Origin of the sequence: Pseudoduganella rivuli (assembly GCF_009674485.1) — a bacterium.
In the GTDB taxonomy this organism is placed as follows: Bacteria; Pseudomonadota; Gammaproteobacteria; order Burkholderiales; family Burkholderiaceae_D; genus Rugamonas; species Rugamonas rivuli_B.
Genome location: NZ_WKJJ01000013.1, coordinates 12,982 through 27,859, shown reverse-complemented (window position 1 = coordinate 27,859; position 14,878 = coordinate 12,982). Strand labels below are relative to the sequence as shown.

Below are 14,878 nucleotides of genomic sequence, written 5' to 3'. Positions count from 1 at the left end.
CGGAATTGGTCTTCCACAGCTTCAGGCACGGCGCTGTCGGCCGCATGCGTTCGGCAAGAGTGGCGAAGGAGTTGCGCATGGTCGTTGTCGGCCACAGCGCGACTGAGGATACACACGATGACTACGGCGACATCCAGAACGACTACAGCGTGCACAACAAGCTAGCACCTATTGCTACCCTGGACTTCAACGGTGTTATTGACTATGTCTCACTGATGACGCGCGCGCCCACATTGGCGGCATTGGAACATTCGCTCACCGCCAGATCGAAGCGCAAGTAGACAACGTTCATGCACAACGGACGACCTAGCCGCTGGCGCTGGTTGTCGGGTCAGGCTAAGCGGTGATCGAGAGGCGGTGCTAAGAGCGCTTGGCATGGGCAGCTTCAATTAGTGTCTATTTAACCATATTGATGTATGATATTTCATTGGGGAAATGATTGCACGGCGACCGTGCCGCGTCTAATGTAAGTAACCTAACTATGGCACAATTAACAATTACGACAATTGATTCTTTTAACCGATTTTTGGAAAAAGTTGACCGCGGACAGAACGGCGATGGAACGTCGCTTTGGTTTCGTGGTGTCGGTTCAAGTTTGCACACGTTATCACCTTCGTTACACCGCAATTCACAGATCACCGATACTGCGAGCCTATTCGGCTTTGAGCAACGATTGATTACGCGATTTCAGGAACGCTCCATTCCTTATCTGACTCATAGGATAGATGAAATCTGGGAATGGCTATTCTTGATGCAGCATTACGGGATGCCCACCAGATTACTCGACTGGACAGAGAACCCATTCATAGCGTTATTTTTTGCTTTGAGTTCTGCTCAAAAGAATTCCGCAGGGACATATGATAATGATGCGGCGGTATGGATATTATCACCATCCAAATGGAATCAAACGATATTCCTGCATCAGAGTTATAATGGATCGGCTTTCTCACCTACTGACTCATCTATCAATACATACAAGCCCGGAACAGAACCGAAGTATATCAACGACAATCCGGTCGCCATTTTGGGTATCCATAATAGCCCAAGGATCGTTGCACAAAGAGGCTCTTTCTGCTTATTTGGAAAATCTCTGGACCCAATGGAGCGGATTTTCGAAAACGGGCATTTCCCGAATGATGCATTGGAGAAGATAATAGTTCCCGCGGCACAAATTCAAGACCTTTTGCAGAAGTTAATCTGGATGGGAATTTCTGATTCCGTGATTTACCCAGACCTAGAAGGACTAGCAAAGGAAACTAAACGTCTCTTAGGATTTAGGGTGTGATATGTTCAAAGTTCAAGCTCACGAAAAGCGAACCATTAGCTGGTGGAATCAAAAGCGAGAAAAAATTGACGTTGCCCCCCCTTATCAGCGAAAAGGCGACATTTGGGGTGATCGCGACAAGGCTTACCTAATCGACTCCATACTAAACGAATACGATATACCAAAGCTATATTTTGCTGACTTCAGTATTTTAAATACTGCATTAAATGCAAAAAGCTTACCTTATGCAGTAGTTGACGGTCGCCAGCGGATCGAGGCCATCTTTGCTTTTTTTGATGACAAAGTGGCGCTGAACGATGATTTTGTTTGGTTTGCGAATCCTGATTTAAAGCTCGCTGGATATCGCTACAGCGGTCTAAAAAGTAAATATCCAGAAGTTGTGGAAATATTTGAACAATTCAACCTTGATATAATGAGTGTCATCACCGATGACGTTGAAAAGATCAAAGATCTTTTTCTTCGCCTCAATAGAAGCAAGAATCTGACTGGCGCTGAATTACGCAACGCCATGGATGGGATAGTCCCAGACCTTATCAGGCGCTTGTCTGATCGAAAATTCTTCCATTCCTGTGTCCGTTTTAACACAGGCAGACATCAAGACTCAAACGTCGCGGCCAAGCTTCTACTTTTGGAACTGAACGGCGATTTTACAGACACAAAAAAGAAGCATTTGGACAAGATGGTTCAAAGCGGTGCAGTTTCGCAAAACCTTGAACCATTTATTGAAGCGGCAAGGCATGTCGAGAACAATCTTGAAATTCTAGAGGAGATATTCGTCGAAAGAGATCAGTTGCTTGTTTCGCATGGATTAATTCCGCTGTATTACACATTGGTCAAAAATCACGCCGACAATAAACTAATCATTAGAGATTTTCTTTTAGAATTCGAAGCGGAGCGAAAATCATATCAACTTTTGTCAAAATTAGACAATAGCAATCCTGATCCGGATTATTCCGCTTTTGGCGCTGCAGTTCGGAGCATTAATGACGCAGGGTCATTGGCGGCTGCATACAAAATCTTGGAGAAGAAATTTACGAAATTTGCCTTAGACTATTGAGTCTAAGATTTCAAGCGCTTGATGATTCTTGCAACTGAATCAATGACCACGGTATTTTCAGAGGCTCAAGGGTGTCTAGAAAATCCGTGGCGATTAATACCAAGTATTGCCAAGCAAAAAATGAAAATCCCGGAGACCAACTTTTGCGGTAGAGTTCTCTCCCCTAACCAAAAGGATAAATATGGCAATAATTGCAAGTACCGGTGATACGGTAAAAGTCTACTCGTTCAGCGTTTACGACATCAACCAAGACGAATTCGTGCAATCGACCCGCTACGCTACGTTCAATGCTATCGAAAAACTTTCCGCAATGCGCAGCAGTCATTCGCATGACATTCCTGCCAGGGATGTAGACAGTGACGGCTTCACAGTCAAAGGATACGATCCTTATAAATGACTTCGGGTCAGCTTCTTTTCACGATGAACTAGTGACTGGGCCGCCAAGGCCCAGTTTTTCTATGACAGCTTCACCCTGTCGGTCCTACGTCTCAGGTTTGCGCAGAATGCAGTCGATATATTGCTTATATGGCAAAATTCGTTCGCATCAAGGCGTGGTCACCCAAACTTCAGGGAGCCAAATTACTTTACCTTTCGCGCCTATCTGCTACTCTTAGTAAACGAAAATTGATATTTTGCAACTTTTCAATTACAAGGGAGTACTCCATGGCCGAAAAATTGTTCAAAGTGTATGTGAGGACTTTGGATCACCCCCACATATCCGAAATGATGGTATCTGCACCTGATCAAGAATCAGCAGCGCAACGGGCTTTAGGCCATGTCAAAGAAGCAAATCCGGAAAAGGGGAGACCAATCGAGGAATCTCAAAAGAACTCGGTTGTTGTCGCAGTAAGGGAAGCGGGAAAAAATGGTTGCATTGTTGTGAACAAGATTCCTGTTGCAGCGTTTGAGGAAATTGCAAAAACTGTTCAGCCGAAACAAAAGAAGAAAAAATAGTCATAAATAACTCACGCCTGCAGGTACCCCCGCCACCAAACAAACATCAGCCTATGTACGTACTTCGGGACCTCACGGAAAGTGGGGGACAATTTATCCTGTACCGGGGTTAGACATCAACGACAGTCCCCTTCTTCGGGCGAGTGTTACAATTCACAAGTAAGCACCCCAAGAGGGGTTTGACACTGCACCAATCCGATTCGATATCGCTGAAGAATCCCGCCGTCTCCACCACCGAACAAAAAAATTGGGCTCCAAGCGCAAGCTTGGGGCCCAATTTTTTTGTTCGCTCGGCGAGCTGTGGAATCGATTCCGCGTCCGTCCCCGACGGACGCGGGGCTTTTGCGCTTGCAAGCGCGGTGCCTATTCGATTCGCCCATTCTCAACCTCGCATAGCGAGGTTGCACCCGCGATTAGCGGGCAACGCAAGAACAGCCACGGCGACGCGCCGGACAACAGCATTGACTACAGCGCACCACATTTTCCGTCAAATACTTGTCTTCTCACGACAAATTGCTCGACAGCGCCACATCGGCGCCACGAATGCGATATATTTTTCCAAATTACAATAAATTATCGGCCTTGCCGGCCCCGCACCCTCCCCTCGGCCGTGCCGGCGTCGTCAAACCCACCAGCGTTTCACGCCCGGATAACCAGTTGCGGATGGTGTGGCTAAAAATGCGCACGCAAACCGGGTGCATGACATAAACCATCGACCGATGAAACGGCGCCAGCGGCGGCGCCATGAACTGAGTCCATCGACAGTAAAGGATATTTTATGCGTACGAATTTGCCGGTGACGCCTACCGAATATCAATTGTCGCCAGGACAGACCCTGGTGTCGACCACCGACGCCAAGGGCCGCATCCTGTATTGCAACCAGGCCTTTATCGAGGTCAGCGGCTTCAGCAAGGAAGAATTGCTGGGCCAGCCGCATAACGTGGTGCGCCACCCGGACATGCCGGAGGAAGCCTACCGCGACATGTGGCAAACCATCGGCAGCGGCAAACCGTGGTCGGCGCCCGTCAAAAACCGGCGCAAGAACGGCGACTATTACTGGGTGATGGCAAACGCCACGCCGCTGCTGGACCAGGGCAAACCAATCGGTTATATGTCGGTGCGTACGGCTGCTACCCGTGAGCAAATCGACGCCGCTGAACGCTTGTATGCGCAGATGCGCAGCGACAAGCAGCGCGGCCAACAGACCGTACGCCTGTCCGCCGGCCGCGTGCTGCACGCCAGCTGGCAGGGACGGCTGGCCGAAGCGGTGCGTTTCGGCTTGTCGGCCAAGATGCTGATCGTCCTGTTAACGGTAGTGCTGGTCAATACAGGCATCGCAGCGCTGATTCCGGCCGATATGCCGCTGGGCGGGCTGTTGCTGCTGTTGCTCAAGCTGGCGACGCTGTTTTGCGGTTGGCAATATCTGCGCCAGCTGATGATAAAACCGCTGGATGATTTGATCGGCGTGGCCAACAGGCTGGCCGCCGGCGACCTGACCCGTGCAGTGGCGCGCACCCGCAACGACCAATTGGGCGAGCTGGAGCAGGCATTTGGCCAGCTCAGCGTCAACATCCTGTCGATCGTCCGCGATGCCCGCGACCAGAGCGTGGCCATGCTGAACGGTACGCGCGAGATTGCCCAAGGCAACCTGGACTTGTCCGGACGCACGGAAGTGCAAGCGAGCAACCTGGAAAAAACCGCCTCGGCAGTGGAACAAATTACCGGCACGGTGCGCCAGACGGCGGAGGCGGCCGACGAGGCCGACCGGTTGGCAGGCGAAGTCAGCGCGATCGCCGAACGCAGCCGGGTCGCGGTCGACGACGTCAGCAGCACCATGCAGGAAATTCAGAGCGCCTCCGGCCACATCGGTGAAATCACCCAGGTAATCGACAGTATCGCTTTCCAGACCAATATCCTGGCGCTCAATGCGGCGGTCGAGGCCGCCCGGGCCGGCGAGCAAGGCCGTGGCTTTGCGGTGGTGGCAACCGAGGTGCGCGCGCTGGCGCAACGCACCTCCAGCGCCGCAAAAGAAATCAAGCAGCTGATCGACGACTCCAGCACCAAAGTACAGCAGGGGCATGCCAAGACGGAGGCGGCTCAATCCACGCTATATGAAGCGGTGGACGGAGTACGCCGCGTTTCCGCGCTGGTCAATGAAATCCGCAGCGCGTCGCATGAGCAGTTAATTGGCATCTCGAACATTAATGCCGCCGTCACCGAGCTGGATAATATTACCCAGCAAAACTCCGCACTGGTCGAGCAGATTACCGCGTCGGCTTCGCAACTGGCCGAGGTCGCACAATCGGTGACTGAAACCGTCCAGGTCTTTCAGCTTGACCATGACACCGCGCTGCGGCCGGATGCGGTAGCACTGCGCCGCGCCGGTAAAAGCACGCAACTCGGCCGCTCGTAAACGTGTTTATCCGCAGGCGTGCACGCCGGGTTATAGTGGACATGGGATGTCATCGCCCGATCCTTTCAGACCGGAATTATAGGCCGATGAGTCCGGTTCAGGATCGGGCAATTCGGGGATTAAATCGCCAATCCGTGCCATTTACTATTCGGTACCGCAGCGGACAAATATCGAGTAATTTTCCGAAGGCAAGTCTGGTAACCGCACAATTCACTCACCATCACTCGTCCAGTCGCGATCATATTGTTCGGCAATAGGAACTTCCTGTTCAGCGACACTCACCGTGGATGTCTTGGCGACTGGAAAATCCAATGCGCTGATGATTGGATCAGACCGACACTTAATAAGAATGGTATCGCGCCTGCCGCACCTGCAAACCGTGATATCGCTCTGATATCCATTCATCAAGCGATGCCACGTGAAGACTTACTTTTCGATTGCCGCACCAAGAATTCTTCCATCATCTCGATGGTTGGACTCTTCAATGAATCCGGCATTGCGTTGCAGCGAGGCCGCCGCTTGAAATTGAATGACGAGCAAGCTGATGCGTGGAAGCCAGCGCCCGATAATTTCCATTTTCCAATATGACGTTCACTGAGCCACGTAACCCCGATTACTTTCCAACGTTAATTTAAGCCGTCTCATCGGCACCTTCTCTTCAAGCTCTGTCTGCTCACGACTTAATTCGTTGAGCATTATCTCCCCGGCTTTTTAAGCGTGAACCGCTCATCCAGCGAATGCCATGCCTTGCTGCAACTGGCCGCTGCACAGCACACTTTCCGCTGTTCCAACCCGATTTCATACCAGATTCTAGCCTGATTAAGCTAGTTTCTGGCATAAACCCGGCCAATCTATCCTTTAAGGATGCACGCCTGCCAACTTCAACTGCAATTGCCTTGCTAAATAAAATCGCCAAACAAATACATTCTCCATCCAAACGATCCGTGCGCTAATCAATATCCCAATCCCGTATATTCCCTCCGCAGGGAACGCATTCCGCTTCCCGCAATTCCAATGAAGGAGTTCACCATGACGCAATCCAAATCCACCGGCAGCCAAAACCGGCAATCGGCCAATGAAGCGGACAGCGACAGCAAGAAATCCGCGCAAAAGGACAAGGGCAGTAAATCGACAGTAAGCCAAACGAAATCCGGCTCAACCAAAAGTACTGCGAAGAAACAAAGCAAGCGGTGATGCAAAACAGTGCGTCCAGGCATTAATGCATGAACGCACTGTTTCCAATTACCACAAACTTCTGTGCGCCATTCCTATCCAGAGGGGCATAAGATCAAGCTCCACTCACCATAAAGGAGACCTATCATGGCTATCGATAAGAAAGACCAGTCTCAGAATCCTCAGGTGCAAAAATCACAGAACCAGCAGTCGCAACCATCGCAAAACCAGCAGTCGCAGAATCAGCAGCAAAATAAACAGCAGCAACAAGACAGCCGCATCAATCCCCACACCACGCAAACCGGTAATCAACAATCCGGCAAAGGCAGCGGCAGCCAATCCGGCGGCATGAGCGATAGCCAGCGCGGCGGCAATGTGCAGCGGGATAATCTTTCTTCGCAGGATCAATCCAATAAACGTTCTTGACGAACAGGGTGATTAATTAGCGAAACTATGCCTTGGGGGAAATATTCTCCCAAGGCATTTTCAATTAAGGTGCGACGCCTGGTGGCCAATCGCAGTAGCATGATGGACCGGCATGAATAAAGGAGACCATCATGACCGACGAACATCTGATCCGGGGCCGCAAATTTGAACAGGGTACGCGTTCCGGCAATACCAGCCTGGCCAGCGCCGGTGCTAAAACCGGCAATCCCTCCCCTACCGGCAACCGCCAGTCCGATACCCGTACCGATGATTTATTGTCGGGCGGGGTGACGGAAACGGAACGCTCCGGCAGCTTTCAGCAAGACCGTAAAGCGGAAGATCTGGAAAAAGGCCTTGGCAAGCAACCGGGTAATCGGCAATCGACTGAAACCGGCCAATAAGGCATAAACGGGGATTACTCCCGGATATCCCGCAATCCCTTGCCCAACCGTTTGCGCAGCAAGGTACGCAATGTCACGCCGTCGCGATAACCGACTTGTTCAGCTATCCGGTCAATATTATTGCCCGTGGTTTTCAGCAAGTGCACGGCCCGCTCGATGCGTAAATCCTGTACATAGCCAACCGGCGTCTTGCCCATTACGTCCTGCAAGCGGCGCGCCAACGTGCGTTTGCTGGTGGCCAGCGCGTCGGCCGCCAGATCCAGCGAAAAGCCCTGCCCCAGGTTTTCCCGCGCCCAGCGGTCAAACCGCGACACCAGCGGGTCCGCATGGGCCAAATGGTCGGAAATCACGTACGCCGACTGCGAGGGCCGCGCATCGACAATCAGGTAGCGCGCCACCAGTTCCGCCAGTTCCGGGCTGGACTGGCGGATCAGCCACAGCGCCATATCGAGGTGACTGAGGGCGGCGCCCGCCGTCACGAACTGGCCGGAATGCACGACCATGCGCTGCGCGTCGAGCCGCACGCGGGGATAACGCTGGCGGAACATGGGCGTCAGCCACCATGTCGTGGTGGCGTCTTGCTCATCCAACAACCCGCTTTCCGCCAGCACAAAGGTGCCGATGCAGGCGGCCGCGATGCGCACGCCCTGCCCGGCCCAGCCGCGCAATGCGTCACCGGCGTCGCGGATATCGTCCGTGTCCAGCGCCCGCGTCAACGGTTCCGGCATCTTGTGGCCGATGGCAGGCACGATCACCAGGTCCGGCATGCCGCAGTCCAACAGCGGCACGACCGGCACGCCCATGCCTTGCGAGCTGCGCACGGATTCCCGCACGCCGGCCAGGGTCACAATGAAAGCAGGCGGCGGCGCCTCCTGCAGCGCAGCCAGTTCGTTGGCAGTGGTGAACGCGTCGAGGATGGTGGCCAGACCCGTGTCAAACACGCCGTCCAGCGCCAGCACAATAATTTTCATGGCAAACCCGCTACCAAAGATGGCAATCCTGCCAGTGTCGCACCGGGTGGCGGCTCTGTAAAGTGGCATCCATCGCAACCGCGATTGTTCCCAACCACAAGGAGATATCATGATCAAGCATGCCCTGTTCGCCCGTTTCGAAGCCCAACCCGGCAAGGAAGCGGCTGTCGCGCAATTCCTGGAAACCGGCCTGGCGCTGGCCAATGAAGAAGCCGGCACCAAGATGTGGTTCGCATTGCAGTTGTCGGACCGCGAATTCGGCGTGTTCGACGCGTTTGAAACGGTAGAAGCGCGCCAGGCGCACCTGAACGGCCCGATTGCGCAGGCGCTGATGGCGCAGGGGCCGCAATTGTTCACCGGCGCGCCGTCGATCGAGCCGATCCGCGTGCTGGGCCTGAAAAAGTAATCAAAGGACACCGCCATGTACGAAAAAACGCTGATCGCCGGCTGGGGCGACATGGATTTCAATTCCCACATGCGCAACACCGCGTACCTGGATAAATCCGCCGACGTGCGCATGATGTATTTCGCGCAATGCGGTTTTCCTATGGCGGAATTCATGCGGCTGAAATTAGGCCCGGTGGTCATGCGCGACGAAGTGGAATACTTCCGCGAATGTCATTTGCTCGATGAAATCACCGTGACGTTTGCCATGGCGGGACTGTCGGAAGATGCCAGCCGCATGATGCTGCGCAATGAATTCTTCCGCAAAGGCGTGCTGTGCGCCCGCGTCACGTCCACGGCGGGCTGGTTCGACTTGGCCAACCGCAAGCTGACCGTGCCGCCGGATAACCTGGCGCAGCCGCTGCGCGAACTGGCGCGCACCGATGATTTCAAGGTGTTGCCGGGCAGCGCGCGCTGAATTAACGGATATAAGGCGGGCGCCCTGCGGGAAATTAGCCTTTCAGGCAAAATGTCCTGATTGTCACTAGTCAACACCCACGGAGCCCCGCCCCATGATTTACGAAATCGCAGAAATCCAGATCAAACCGGACACCCACGCCGCCTTCGAAGCCGCCGTCAAGGAAGCCATTCCCCTGTTCAAACGCGCCAAGGGTTGCGAAGCCATGCGCCTGGAACGCATCATCGAGCGTCCCGACACCTATCACCTGGTGATCCAGTGGACCACGCTGGAAAACCACACGGTGGATTTCCGTGGCAGCGAGGATTTCCAGGCGTGGCGCGGCCTGGTGGGCGGCTTCTTCGCGCAGCCGCCGAAAGTCGAACACACTGAAACGGTGCTGACCGGCTTCTAAGTCCCAAGCCCTGCCCCGCCGTGCGCCAGCCGACGCCCGGCGCGGGCACAATAGGCTCATCCCCCGCACTGGAGCGACCACGATGGCCCATACTGTTTACCGCAATTTCATGCGCGTGTCCGATGCGCAAGATGCCCGCGACGCCTTGCTGAAAGCAGGCTTTCCTCCCGCCGCCGTGCACCTGACGCCGCACAAGGCGCCCGCCGCCGACACCACCACCAGTACGGTGGAAAACATCATGAATTCGCTGACGCCGGACAGCGCCGACAACACGGACGAACCGCGCCCGAAACCCGTGGCGCTGCTGGCCGTCGACGTGCTGGACGATGAACAGCGCGAACAGGCGGACGGCATCATGCAGCGTTACGACGCGCTCGACGCCTGATTGATACCTGATTGATGCCTGAACGGCGCCGGCGTCACGCCGGGCGATTACCGCGACCGTTTCCGCCAGTCGTCATGACGCTGTGTGGCTGAACACTTGCCGCAGGTAAGCGAGGAACGTCTCGTCCTTGCACATGGTCTTGCCGGGCGCGTCGGACAGCTTGGCCACCGACTGGCCATTGCAGCGCACCAGTTTCATGACGATGTTCAGCGGCGTCACGCCCATGTCGTTGGTGAGGTTGGTGCCGATGCCGAAGCCCGTCACGATGCGGTCGGCAAAATGGCGGTACAGCGCCAGCGCTTTCGGCAAATCCAGCCCGTCGGAAAATACCAGCCGCTTGGTGTGCGCATCGATGCGCAGCGCGGCGTAATGGGCCAGCGCTTTTTCGCCCCAGGCCACGGGGTCGCCGGAATCGTGGCGCAAGCCATCGAACAGCTTGGCGAAATACAGGTCGAAATCGCTGAGGAAAGCATCCATGCCCACCACATCCGTCAGCGCAATGCCCAGGTCGCCCCGGTATTCCTGTACCCAGTCTTCCAGCGCGGCCTGTTGAAAATCGCGCAGGCGCACGCCGAAGGCCTGGAATGATTGCATGTATTCATGGGCCATGGTCCCGATCGGCACCATGCCGATGCGGCGCGCGATGTGCACGTTCGAGGTGCCCTTGAAGTATTGTGGCGCCTGCGCCAGCAAGGTATCGACCACTTCATCGTGCCACGCGGACGAAAAGCGGCGGCGCAAGCCGAAGTCGGAAAACTCGAATGGATGGCGGCGCGCCGGTTCGGCACTGAAGGCGGAAAGCAGCGCGATCTTGTCGGCCAGTTGCGCGCGGCCCCGCGCCAGCGCGGCGGCCTGGTCGACGCGGCGGAAATACAGTTCGTTGACGATGTACAGCACGAAGATTTCAAACCCCATCACGTGCACTTGCGGGCCCGCCGCGCGGATCTGCAACGTGCCGCCGTCGGTCGACACGGTAATGAATTTGCGCTGGAAGCGGAACACCGTCAGGAAGTCGATGAAGTCGCTTTTCATGAAGCGCAGGCCGCGCAGGTAAGCGAGTTCGTCTTCCGTGAACGACAGCGAGCACAGGTGGTCGATCTGCTGCCCCACGTCGGCCGCCAGTTCCGCCAGCGGGAATTGCGGCGTATTGCGGCACATGAATTCATATTCCGCCTGCGCGCCGGGATGGCTGTGCAGCAGCGCCTGCCACATGGTGAATTTATATAAATCCGTTTCCAGCAGGCTGCGGACAACAGGGGAAAACAGCGGCATGACGCGGCTCCGGGGGCAAAGCCGCATCATACCCTGTTACTGGATGCCTCAAGCGGCAACCAGTTCCTCGATGGCGGTGCGGCTTTTCGCCAGCGTATCGGCCAGCGCCTGTTCACCCATGGCCACGCCTTCGGCCTGCACGAATTGCACGTCCGTCATACCGAGGAAGCCCAGCACGGCGCGCAGGTAGCTGGCCAGGTGGTCGAAAGCGGCTGCCGGACCGGCGCTGTAGACGCCGCCGCTGGCCGTGAACACGATGACTTTCTTGCCGGTCAGCAGGCCGACCGGGCCGTTTTCACCGTACTTGAACGTCACGCCGGCGCGCGCCACGTGGTCGATCCACGCTTTCAGGCCGGAGCTGACGGAAAAGTTGTACATCGGCGCGCCGATCACCACCACGTCGGCCGCCTGCAATTCCGCCACCAGGGTGTCGGACGTTTTCACGACGAAGGCCTGCTCCGCATTGCGCTGCTCGGCCGGCGTGAAGAATGCGCCCATCATTTGTTCCGTCAGGTGCGGTACCGGGTTGGCCGCCAGGTCGCGCTCGACGATGGTGTCGGAAGGATTCGCGGCTTGCCATTTGGCGATGAATTCGGCCGACAACTGGCGCGACAGCGAACCGGAACTACGCACACTGCTGTTGATGTAGAGAACGTTTGCCATGATGCTGCTCCTTAAAGGATAAACGGGGTTGACTTGCTGTGCATCATAGTTCGGGTTTAATATCGATGGAATACAGTTAATTTCAATCAAAACAATCGATTTTTTTGATATGCGAGATCCCGGCCTCCCCTCCCTCGAACAGTTGCGCGTCTTTATCGCCGTGATCGACCACGGCGGCTTTGCCGCCGCCGCGCGGGCGCTGCACCGCACGCAATCGGTGATCAGCTACACCATCGCCAACCTGGAAGAACAGTTGAATATCGCGCTGCTGGACCGCAGCAGGCGCAAGCCGGAATTGACGGAAGCGGGCAAGGCGCTGCTGGCCGATGCGCGCGCCATCAGCATGAAAGTGGACGGCATGCGTTCGCGCGCCAAGGCGCTGTCGGCCGGGCTGGAAGCGGAAGTATCGCTGGTGGTGGACGTGATGTTTCCCACCTGCCTGCTGGTGCGCATCTTGAACGCCTTCCAGCAGGAATTCCCCGCCGTGGCCATGCGGCTGCACACGGAAGCGCTGGGCGCCGTCACGCAGCTGGTGCTGGACCGCGTGTGCCACATCGGCATTTGCGGCGGCGTCGTCAATCCGCCGGACGCCATCGAGCGCCGCGCGGCCGGGGAAGTCACGATGATGCCGGTCTGCGCGCCATCGCATCCGCTGGCGTCGTGGCCGGGCAAGATTCCCGCCGCCGCCCTGCGCGAGCACATGCAACTGGTGTTGACGGACCGCAGCCAGCTCACGGCCGGCCGCGACTACGGCGTGCTGGGCTTGCGCACGTGGCGGCTGGCCGACCTCGGTTCCAAGCACGCGCTGCTGCGTGGCGGCCTGGGCTGGGGCAGCATGCCGCAAGCCATGATCAGCGACGACCTGGCCAACGGCCGCCTGGTACAGCTCGACGTGGCCGACGGCAAAGCGTTCCAGTACCCGCTGTACGTCATCAGCCGCAACGATGAAGAACCGGGCCCGGCCGGACGCTGGCTAATGCAGCAATTCCTCGAGCTCGACCACCGCCTGCCGCACGACGCGTATTGATGCCGTGCAAGACCGGTAGCGCCTGCTCCTACGCGGCACGGGGGGACTGTCCTATGGCGCGCCATGTGTACCGGGCCTACGATGAAATCACCCATTTCAACAGGAGATCACCATGGGCAAGCAACGGAAAATGAAAACCGCGCGCACCGAGAAAAACATGCAATGGCAAAACACCCAGGGCATGCAGCAAGGCACGGCGTTGAACCAGCAGAGTGCACGGGAAGCGTCCGCCAGCACCACGCACCGCGACCGCGGCACCGGCGCACGGGGCGACAGCACACACCAGCGCTATAACTCCGGCATCAGGAAAGACGACATCAAGCGCGCACAAGGCGGCAAGACCCGCCACGATGAAGAAATCCGCTAAGCGAGCGGATTACACCAGCCGCGCGCATTGCGCGACGATTTCCCGCTCGATCGCATCGAGCGGGACGCTCTTGTCGACCGCCCCCAGTTTCACGGCTTCCTTCGGCATGCCATAGACCACGCAGCTTTTCTCGTCCTGCGCCACCGTGCGGGCGCCCGCCTTGCGCATTTCCAGCAAGCCTGCCGCACCATCGTCGCCCATGCCCGTCATGATGATGCCCAGCGCATTGGCGCCTGCGCTCTTGGCCACGGACCGGAACAGCACGTCCACCGATGGCCGGTGCCGGTTCACCAGCGGGCCATCGATGACGTCGACGTAATAGGTGGCGCCGCTGCGCCGCACCAGCATGTGCTTGCCTCCGGGCGCAATCAGCGCCACGCCGGCCTGTACGCGGTCGTTGGATTCCGCTTCCTTGACGGAAATCGCACAAATACTGTCCAGCCGGGCGGCAAAAGCGCCCGTGAATTTTTCCGGCATATGCTGCACCACGACGATGCCCGGCGCGTCCGGCGGCAGCGCCGCCAATACCCGTTCCAGCGCCTGCGTGCCGCCAGTGGATGTCCCGATGGCGACCAGCGGCTCCGAAGGCGGCACGACGCCGCCATCGCATGGCGGCAGGATGGCATCGGCCGTCAGTTTGGCGGGGGGCGGCGCCAATGGCGGCGGCGTCGTCAGCGCCAGGCGCCGCGGTATGCGTTCTTCCGCCGGCGACTGCGCCTGGGCGCCGGCCGCCATGCGGATGGCGGCAATCAATTCATCGGCATGGCTCGCCATGTATTCACGGATATTGACGCGCGGCCGGTTGACCACGGCGACGGCCCCGGCCGATAGTGCTTCGACCGACAATTGCGTGCTGTCGGCTGTCAGCGACGAGCAAATCACGACTGGCAGCGGCCGTTCGCTCATGATCTTGCGCAGGAACGTGAGGCCGTCCATGCGCGGCATTTCGATATCGAGCAGCACCACGTCCGGCCAGTGCATGCGCATCCGCTCCATGGCCAGCAACGGGTCGGCCACGGCATGCGTGACCTGGATGCCCGGCGCCGCATTGAGCAGACCGGACAGCACTTGCCGCACCACGGCCGAATCGTCCACCACCAACACCTGTATGCTCATGCGGGTTTCCGGTAAAGTTGCGGCTACGTCATGTTCAGATTGATTTCCATGAATTGTACTCGTTGTCGCAAGGAACGCTGCACCAGTAATGTACCGTCGTACTGATCCGCCC

21 protein-coding genes are annotated in these 14,878 nt (G+C 56.8%); 16 read left to right on the top strand and 5 right to left on the bottom strand.

Translation table 11 applies throughout. From position 1 onward, the window contains the following. The first annotated feature begins 77 nt into the window (after positions 1-77). The 5 genes from GJ700_RS20325 to GJ700_RS20305 all read left to right on the top strand — a co-directional run bounded on the left by GJ700_RS20325 (position 78) and on the right by GJ700_RS20305 (position 3,296). A complete protein-coding gene (locus tag GJ700_RS20325) occupies positions 78-281 on the top strand; it encodes a hypothetical protein (protein WP_154377286.1) in 204 nt (67 codons plus the stop codon). Positions 282-481: 200 nt separating this feature from the next. Then, complete coding sequence (locus GJ700_RS20320) at positions 482-1,285, top strand: FRG domain-containing protein (RefSeq protein WP_154377284.1); 804 nt, start codon at positions 482-484, stop codon at positions 1,283-1,285. Between the two features lies 1 nt (position 1,286). Further along, the gene (locus tag GJ700_RS20315) at positions 1,287-2,342 is read left to right on the top strand and encodes a DUF262 domain-containing protein (protein WP_154377282.1); all 1,056 of its coding nucleotides are present in this window, start codon (positions 1,287-1,289) and stop codon (positions 2,340-2,342) included. 181 nt (positions 2,343-2,523) lie between these two features. Further along, on the top strand, positions 2,524-2,739 hold the full coding sequence (locus tag GJ700_RS20310; protein WP_154377280.1) for a hypothetical protein: 216 nt from the start codon (positions 2,524-2,526) through the stop codon (positions 2,737-2,739). A 266-nt stretch (positions 2,740-3,005) separates the two neighbouring features. Further along, a complete protein-coding gene (locus GJ700_RS20305) occupies positions 3,006-3,296 on the top strand; it encodes a hypothetical protein (RefSeq protein WP_154377278.1) in 291 nt (96 codons plus the stop codon). A 563-nt stretch (positions 3,297-3,859) separates the two neighbouring features. Here GJ700_RS20305 and GJ700_RS20300 read toward each other — a convergent pair. Continuing rightward, positions 3,860-4,042, bottom strand: a complete 183-nt coding sequence (locus tag GJ700_RS20300) for a hypothetical protein (protein WP_154377276.1) — start codon at positions 4,040-4,042, stop codon at positions 3,860-3,862. A gap of 32 nt (positions 4,043-4,074) precedes the next feature. Here GJ700_RS20300 and GJ700_RS20295 point away from each other — a divergent pair, with 32 nt between their 5' ends. The 5 genes from GJ700_RS20295 to GJ700_RS20275 all read left to right on the top strand — a co-directional run bounded on the left by GJ700_RS20295 (position 4,075) and on the right by GJ700_RS20275 (position 7,709). Continuing rightward, the gene (locus tag GJ700_RS20295; protein ID WP_154377274.1) at positions 4,075-5,709 is read left to right on the top strand and encodes a methyl-accepting chemotaxis protein; all 1,635 of its coding nucleotides are present in this window, start codon (positions 4,075-4,077) and stop codon (positions 5,707-5,709) included. A 243-nt stretch (positions 5,710-5,952) separates the two neighbouring features. Continuing rightward, on the top strand, positions 5,953-6,297 hold the full coding sequence (locus GJ700_RS20290) for a hypothetical protein (RefSeq protein ID WP_154377272.1): 345 nt from the start codon (positions 5,953-5,955) through the stop codon (positions 6,295-6,297). 441 nt (positions 6,298-6,738) lie between these two features. Next, complete coding sequence (locus GJ700_RS20285; protein WP_154377271.1) at positions 6,739-6,903, top strand: hypothetical protein; 165 nt, start codon at positions 6,739-6,741, stop codon at positions 6,901-6,903. 126 nt (positions 6,904-7,029) lie between these two features. After that, complete coding sequence (locus GJ700_RS20280; RefSeq protein WP_154377269.1) at positions 7,030-7,308, top strand: hypothetical protein; 279 nt, start codon at positions 7,030-7,032, stop codon at positions 7,306-7,308. A gap of 131 nt (positions 7,309-7,439) precedes the next feature. Further along, the gene (locus GJ700_RS20275) at positions 7,440-7,709 is read left to right on the top strand and encodes a hypothetical protein (RefSeq protein ID WP_154377267.1); all 270 of its coding nucleotides are present in this window, start codon (positions 7,440-7,442) and stop codon (positions 7,707-7,709) included. Between the two features lie 14 nt (positions 7,710-7,723). Here GJ700_RS20275 and GJ700_RS20270 read toward each other — a convergent pair whose 3' ends face one another. Next, positions 7,724-8,680: a GlxA family transcriptional regulator gene (locus GJ700_RS20270; protein WP_154377265.1), complete on the bottom strand. Its 957-nt coding sequence runs from the start codon at positions 8,678-8,680 to the stop codon at positions 7,724-7,726. A 109-nt stretch (positions 8,681-8,789) separates the two neighbouring features. Here GJ700_RS20270 and GJ700_RS20265 point away from each other — a divergent pair, with 109 nt between their 5' ends. The 4 genes from GJ700_RS20265 to GJ700_RS20250 all read left to right on the top strand — a co-directional run bounded on the left by GJ700_RS20265 (position 8,790) and on the right by GJ700_RS20250 (position 10,321). After that, positions 8,790-9,086, top strand: a complete 297-nt coding sequence (locus tag GJ700_RS20265) for a putative quinol monooxygenase (RefSeq protein WP_154377263.1) — start codon at positions 8,790-8,792, stop codon at positions 9,084-9,086. Between the two features lie 15 nt (positions 9,087-9,101). Then, on the top strand, positions 9,102-9,542 hold the full coding sequence (locus GJ700_RS20260) for a thioesterase family protein (protein WP_154377261.1): 441 nt from the start codon (positions 9,102-9,104) through the stop codon (positions 9,540-9,542). 94 nt (positions 9,543-9,636) lie between these two features. Then, entirely contained in the window at positions 9,637-9,936 is a 300-nt protein-coding gene (locus tag GJ700_RS20255) for an antibiotic biosynthesis monooxygenase family protein (protein WP_154377259.1), read from the top strand. 82 nt (positions 9,937-10,018) lie between these two features. Continuing rightward, on the top strand, positions 10,019-10,321 hold the full coding sequence (locus GJ700_RS20250) for a hypothetical protein (RefSeq protein ID WP_154377257.1): 303 nt from the start codon (positions 10,019-10,021) through the stop codon (positions 10,319-10,321). A gap of 72 nt (positions 10,322-10,393) precedes the next feature. Here GJ700_RS20250 and pncB read toward each other — a convergent pair whose 3' ends face one another. Continuing rightward, complete coding sequence (gene pncB, locus GJ700_RS20245; protein WP_195763963.1) at positions 10,394-11,593, bottom strand: nicotinate phosphoribosyltransferase; 1,200 nt, start codon at positions 11,591-11,593, stop codon at positions 10,394-10,396. Positions 11,594-11,641: 48 nt separating this feature from the next. Further along, positions 11,642-12,256, bottom strand: a complete 615-nt coding sequence (locus GJ700_RS20240; protein ID WP_154377255.1) for an FMN-dependent NADH-azoreductase — start codon at positions 12,254-12,256, stop codon at positions 11,642-11,644. A gap of 109 nt (positions 12,257-12,365) precedes the next feature. Here GJ700_RS20240 and GJ700_RS20235 point away from each other — a divergent pair, with 109 nt between their 5' ends. Continuing rightward, positions 12,366-13,283, top strand: a complete 918-nt coding sequence (locus GJ700_RS20235) for a LysR family transcriptional regulator (RefSeq protein ID WP_154377253.1) — start codon at positions 12,366-12,368, stop codon at positions 13,281-13,283. Positions 13,284-13,395: 112 nt separating this feature from the next. Further along, positions 13,396-13,650: a hypothetical protein gene (locus GJ700_RS20230; RefSeq protein ID WP_154377251.1), complete on the top strand. Its 255-nt coding sequence runs from the start codon at positions 13,396-13,398 to the stop codon at positions 13,648-13,650. Positions 13,651-13,659: 9 nt separating this feature from the next. Here the strand turns inward: GJ700_RS20230 and GJ700_RS20225 are convergent, their stop codons facing one another. Next, the gene (locus tag GJ700_RS20225) at positions 13,660-14,766 is read right to left on the bottom strand and encodes a protein-glutamate methylesterase/protein-glutamine glutaminase (RefSeq protein ID WP_154377249.1); all 1,107 of its coding nucleotides are present in this window, start codon (positions 14,764-14,766) and stop codon (positions 13,660-13,662) included. Positions 14,767-14,878: the final 112 nt, after the last annotated feature.

What these genes read in the sequence shown, in the direction of transcription:
- GJ700_RS20325 (WP_154377286.1), top strand. Translation starts at nt 78, where the DNA reads ATGGTCGTTGTCGGCCACAGCGCGACTGAGGATACACACGATGACTAC.
- GJ700_RS20320 (WP_154377284.1), top strand. Translation starts at nt 482, where the DNA reads ATGGCACAATTAACAATTACGACAATTGATTCTTTTAACCGATTTTTG.
- GJ700_RS20315 (WP_154377282.1), top strand. Translation starts at nt 1,287, where the DNA reads ATGTTCAAAGTTCAAGCTCACGAAAAGCGAACCATTAGCTGGTGGAAT.
- GJ700_RS20310 (WP_154377280.1), top strand. Translation starts at nt 2,524, where the DNA reads ATGGCAATAATTGCAAGTACCGGTGATACGGTAAAAGTCTACTCGTTC.
- GJ700_RS20305 (WP_154377278.1), top strand. Translation starts at nt 3,006, where the DNA reads ATGGCCGAAAAATTGTTCAAAGTGTATGTGAGGACTTTGGATCACCCC.
- GJ700_RS20300 (WP_154377276.1), bottom strand. Translation starts at nt 4,042, where the DNA reads ATGGCGCCGCCGCTGGCGCCGTTTCATCGGTCGATGGTTTATGTCATG.
- GJ700_RS20295 (WP_154377274.1), top strand. Translation starts at nt 4,075, where the DNA reads ATGCGTACGAATTTGCCGGTGACGCCTACCGAATATCAATTGTCGCCA.
- GJ700_RS20285 (WP_154377271.1), top strand. Translation starts at nt 6,739, where the DNA reads ATGACGCAATCCAAATCCACCGGCAGCCAAAACCGGCAATCGGCCAAT.
- GJ700_RS20280 (WP_154377269.1), top strand. Translation starts at nt 7,030, where the DNA reads ATGGCTATCGATAAGAAAGACCAGTCTCAGAATCCTCAGGTGCAAAAA.
- GJ700_RS20275 (WP_154377267.1), top strand. Translation starts at nt 7,440, where the DNA reads ATGACCGACGAACATCTGATCCGGGGCCGCAAATTTGAACAGGGTACG.
- GJ700_RS20270 (WP_154377265.1), bottom strand. Translation starts at nt 8,680, where the DNA reads ATGAAAATTATTGTGCTGGCGCTGGACGGCGTGTTTGACACGGGTCTG.
- GJ700_RS20265 (WP_154377263.1), top strand. Translation starts at nt 8,790, where the DNA reads ATGATCAAGCATGCCCTGTTCGCCCGTTTCGAAGCCCAACCCGGCAAG.
- GJ700_RS20260 (WP_154377261.1), top strand. Translation starts at nt 9,102, where the DNA reads ATGTACGAAAAAACGCTGATCGCCGGCTGGGGCGACATGGATTTCAAT.
- GJ700_RS20255 (WP_154377259.1), top strand. Translation starts at nt 9,637, where the DNA reads ATGATTTACGAAATCGCAGAAATCCAGATCAAACCGGACACCCACGCC.
- GJ700_RS20250 (WP_154377257.1), top strand. Translation starts at nt 10,019, where the DNA reads ATGGCCCATACTGTTTACCGCAATTTCATGCGCGTGTCCGATGCGCAA.
- pncB (WP_195763963.1), bottom strand. Translation starts at nt 11,593, where the DNA reads ATGCCGCTGTTTTCCCCTGTTGTCCGCAGCCTGCTGGAAACGGATTTA.
- GJ700_RS20240 (WP_154377255.1), bottom strand. Translation starts at nt 12,256, where the DNA reads ATGGCAAACGTTCTCTACATCAACAGCAGTGTGCGTAGTTCCGGTTCG.
- GJ700_RS20235 (WP_154377253.1), top strand. Translation starts at nt 12,366, where the DNA reads ATGCGAGATCCCGGCCTCCCCTCCCTCGAACAGTTGCGCGTCTTTATC.
- GJ700_RS20230 (WP_154377251.1), top strand. Translation starts at nt 13,396, where the DNA reads ATGGGCAAGCAACGGAAAATGAAAACCGCGCGCACCGAGAAAAACATG.
- GJ700_RS20225 (WP_154377249.1), bottom strand. Translation starts at nt 14,766, where the DNA reads ATGAGCATACAGGTGTTGGTGGTGGACGATTCGGCCGTGGTGCGGCAA.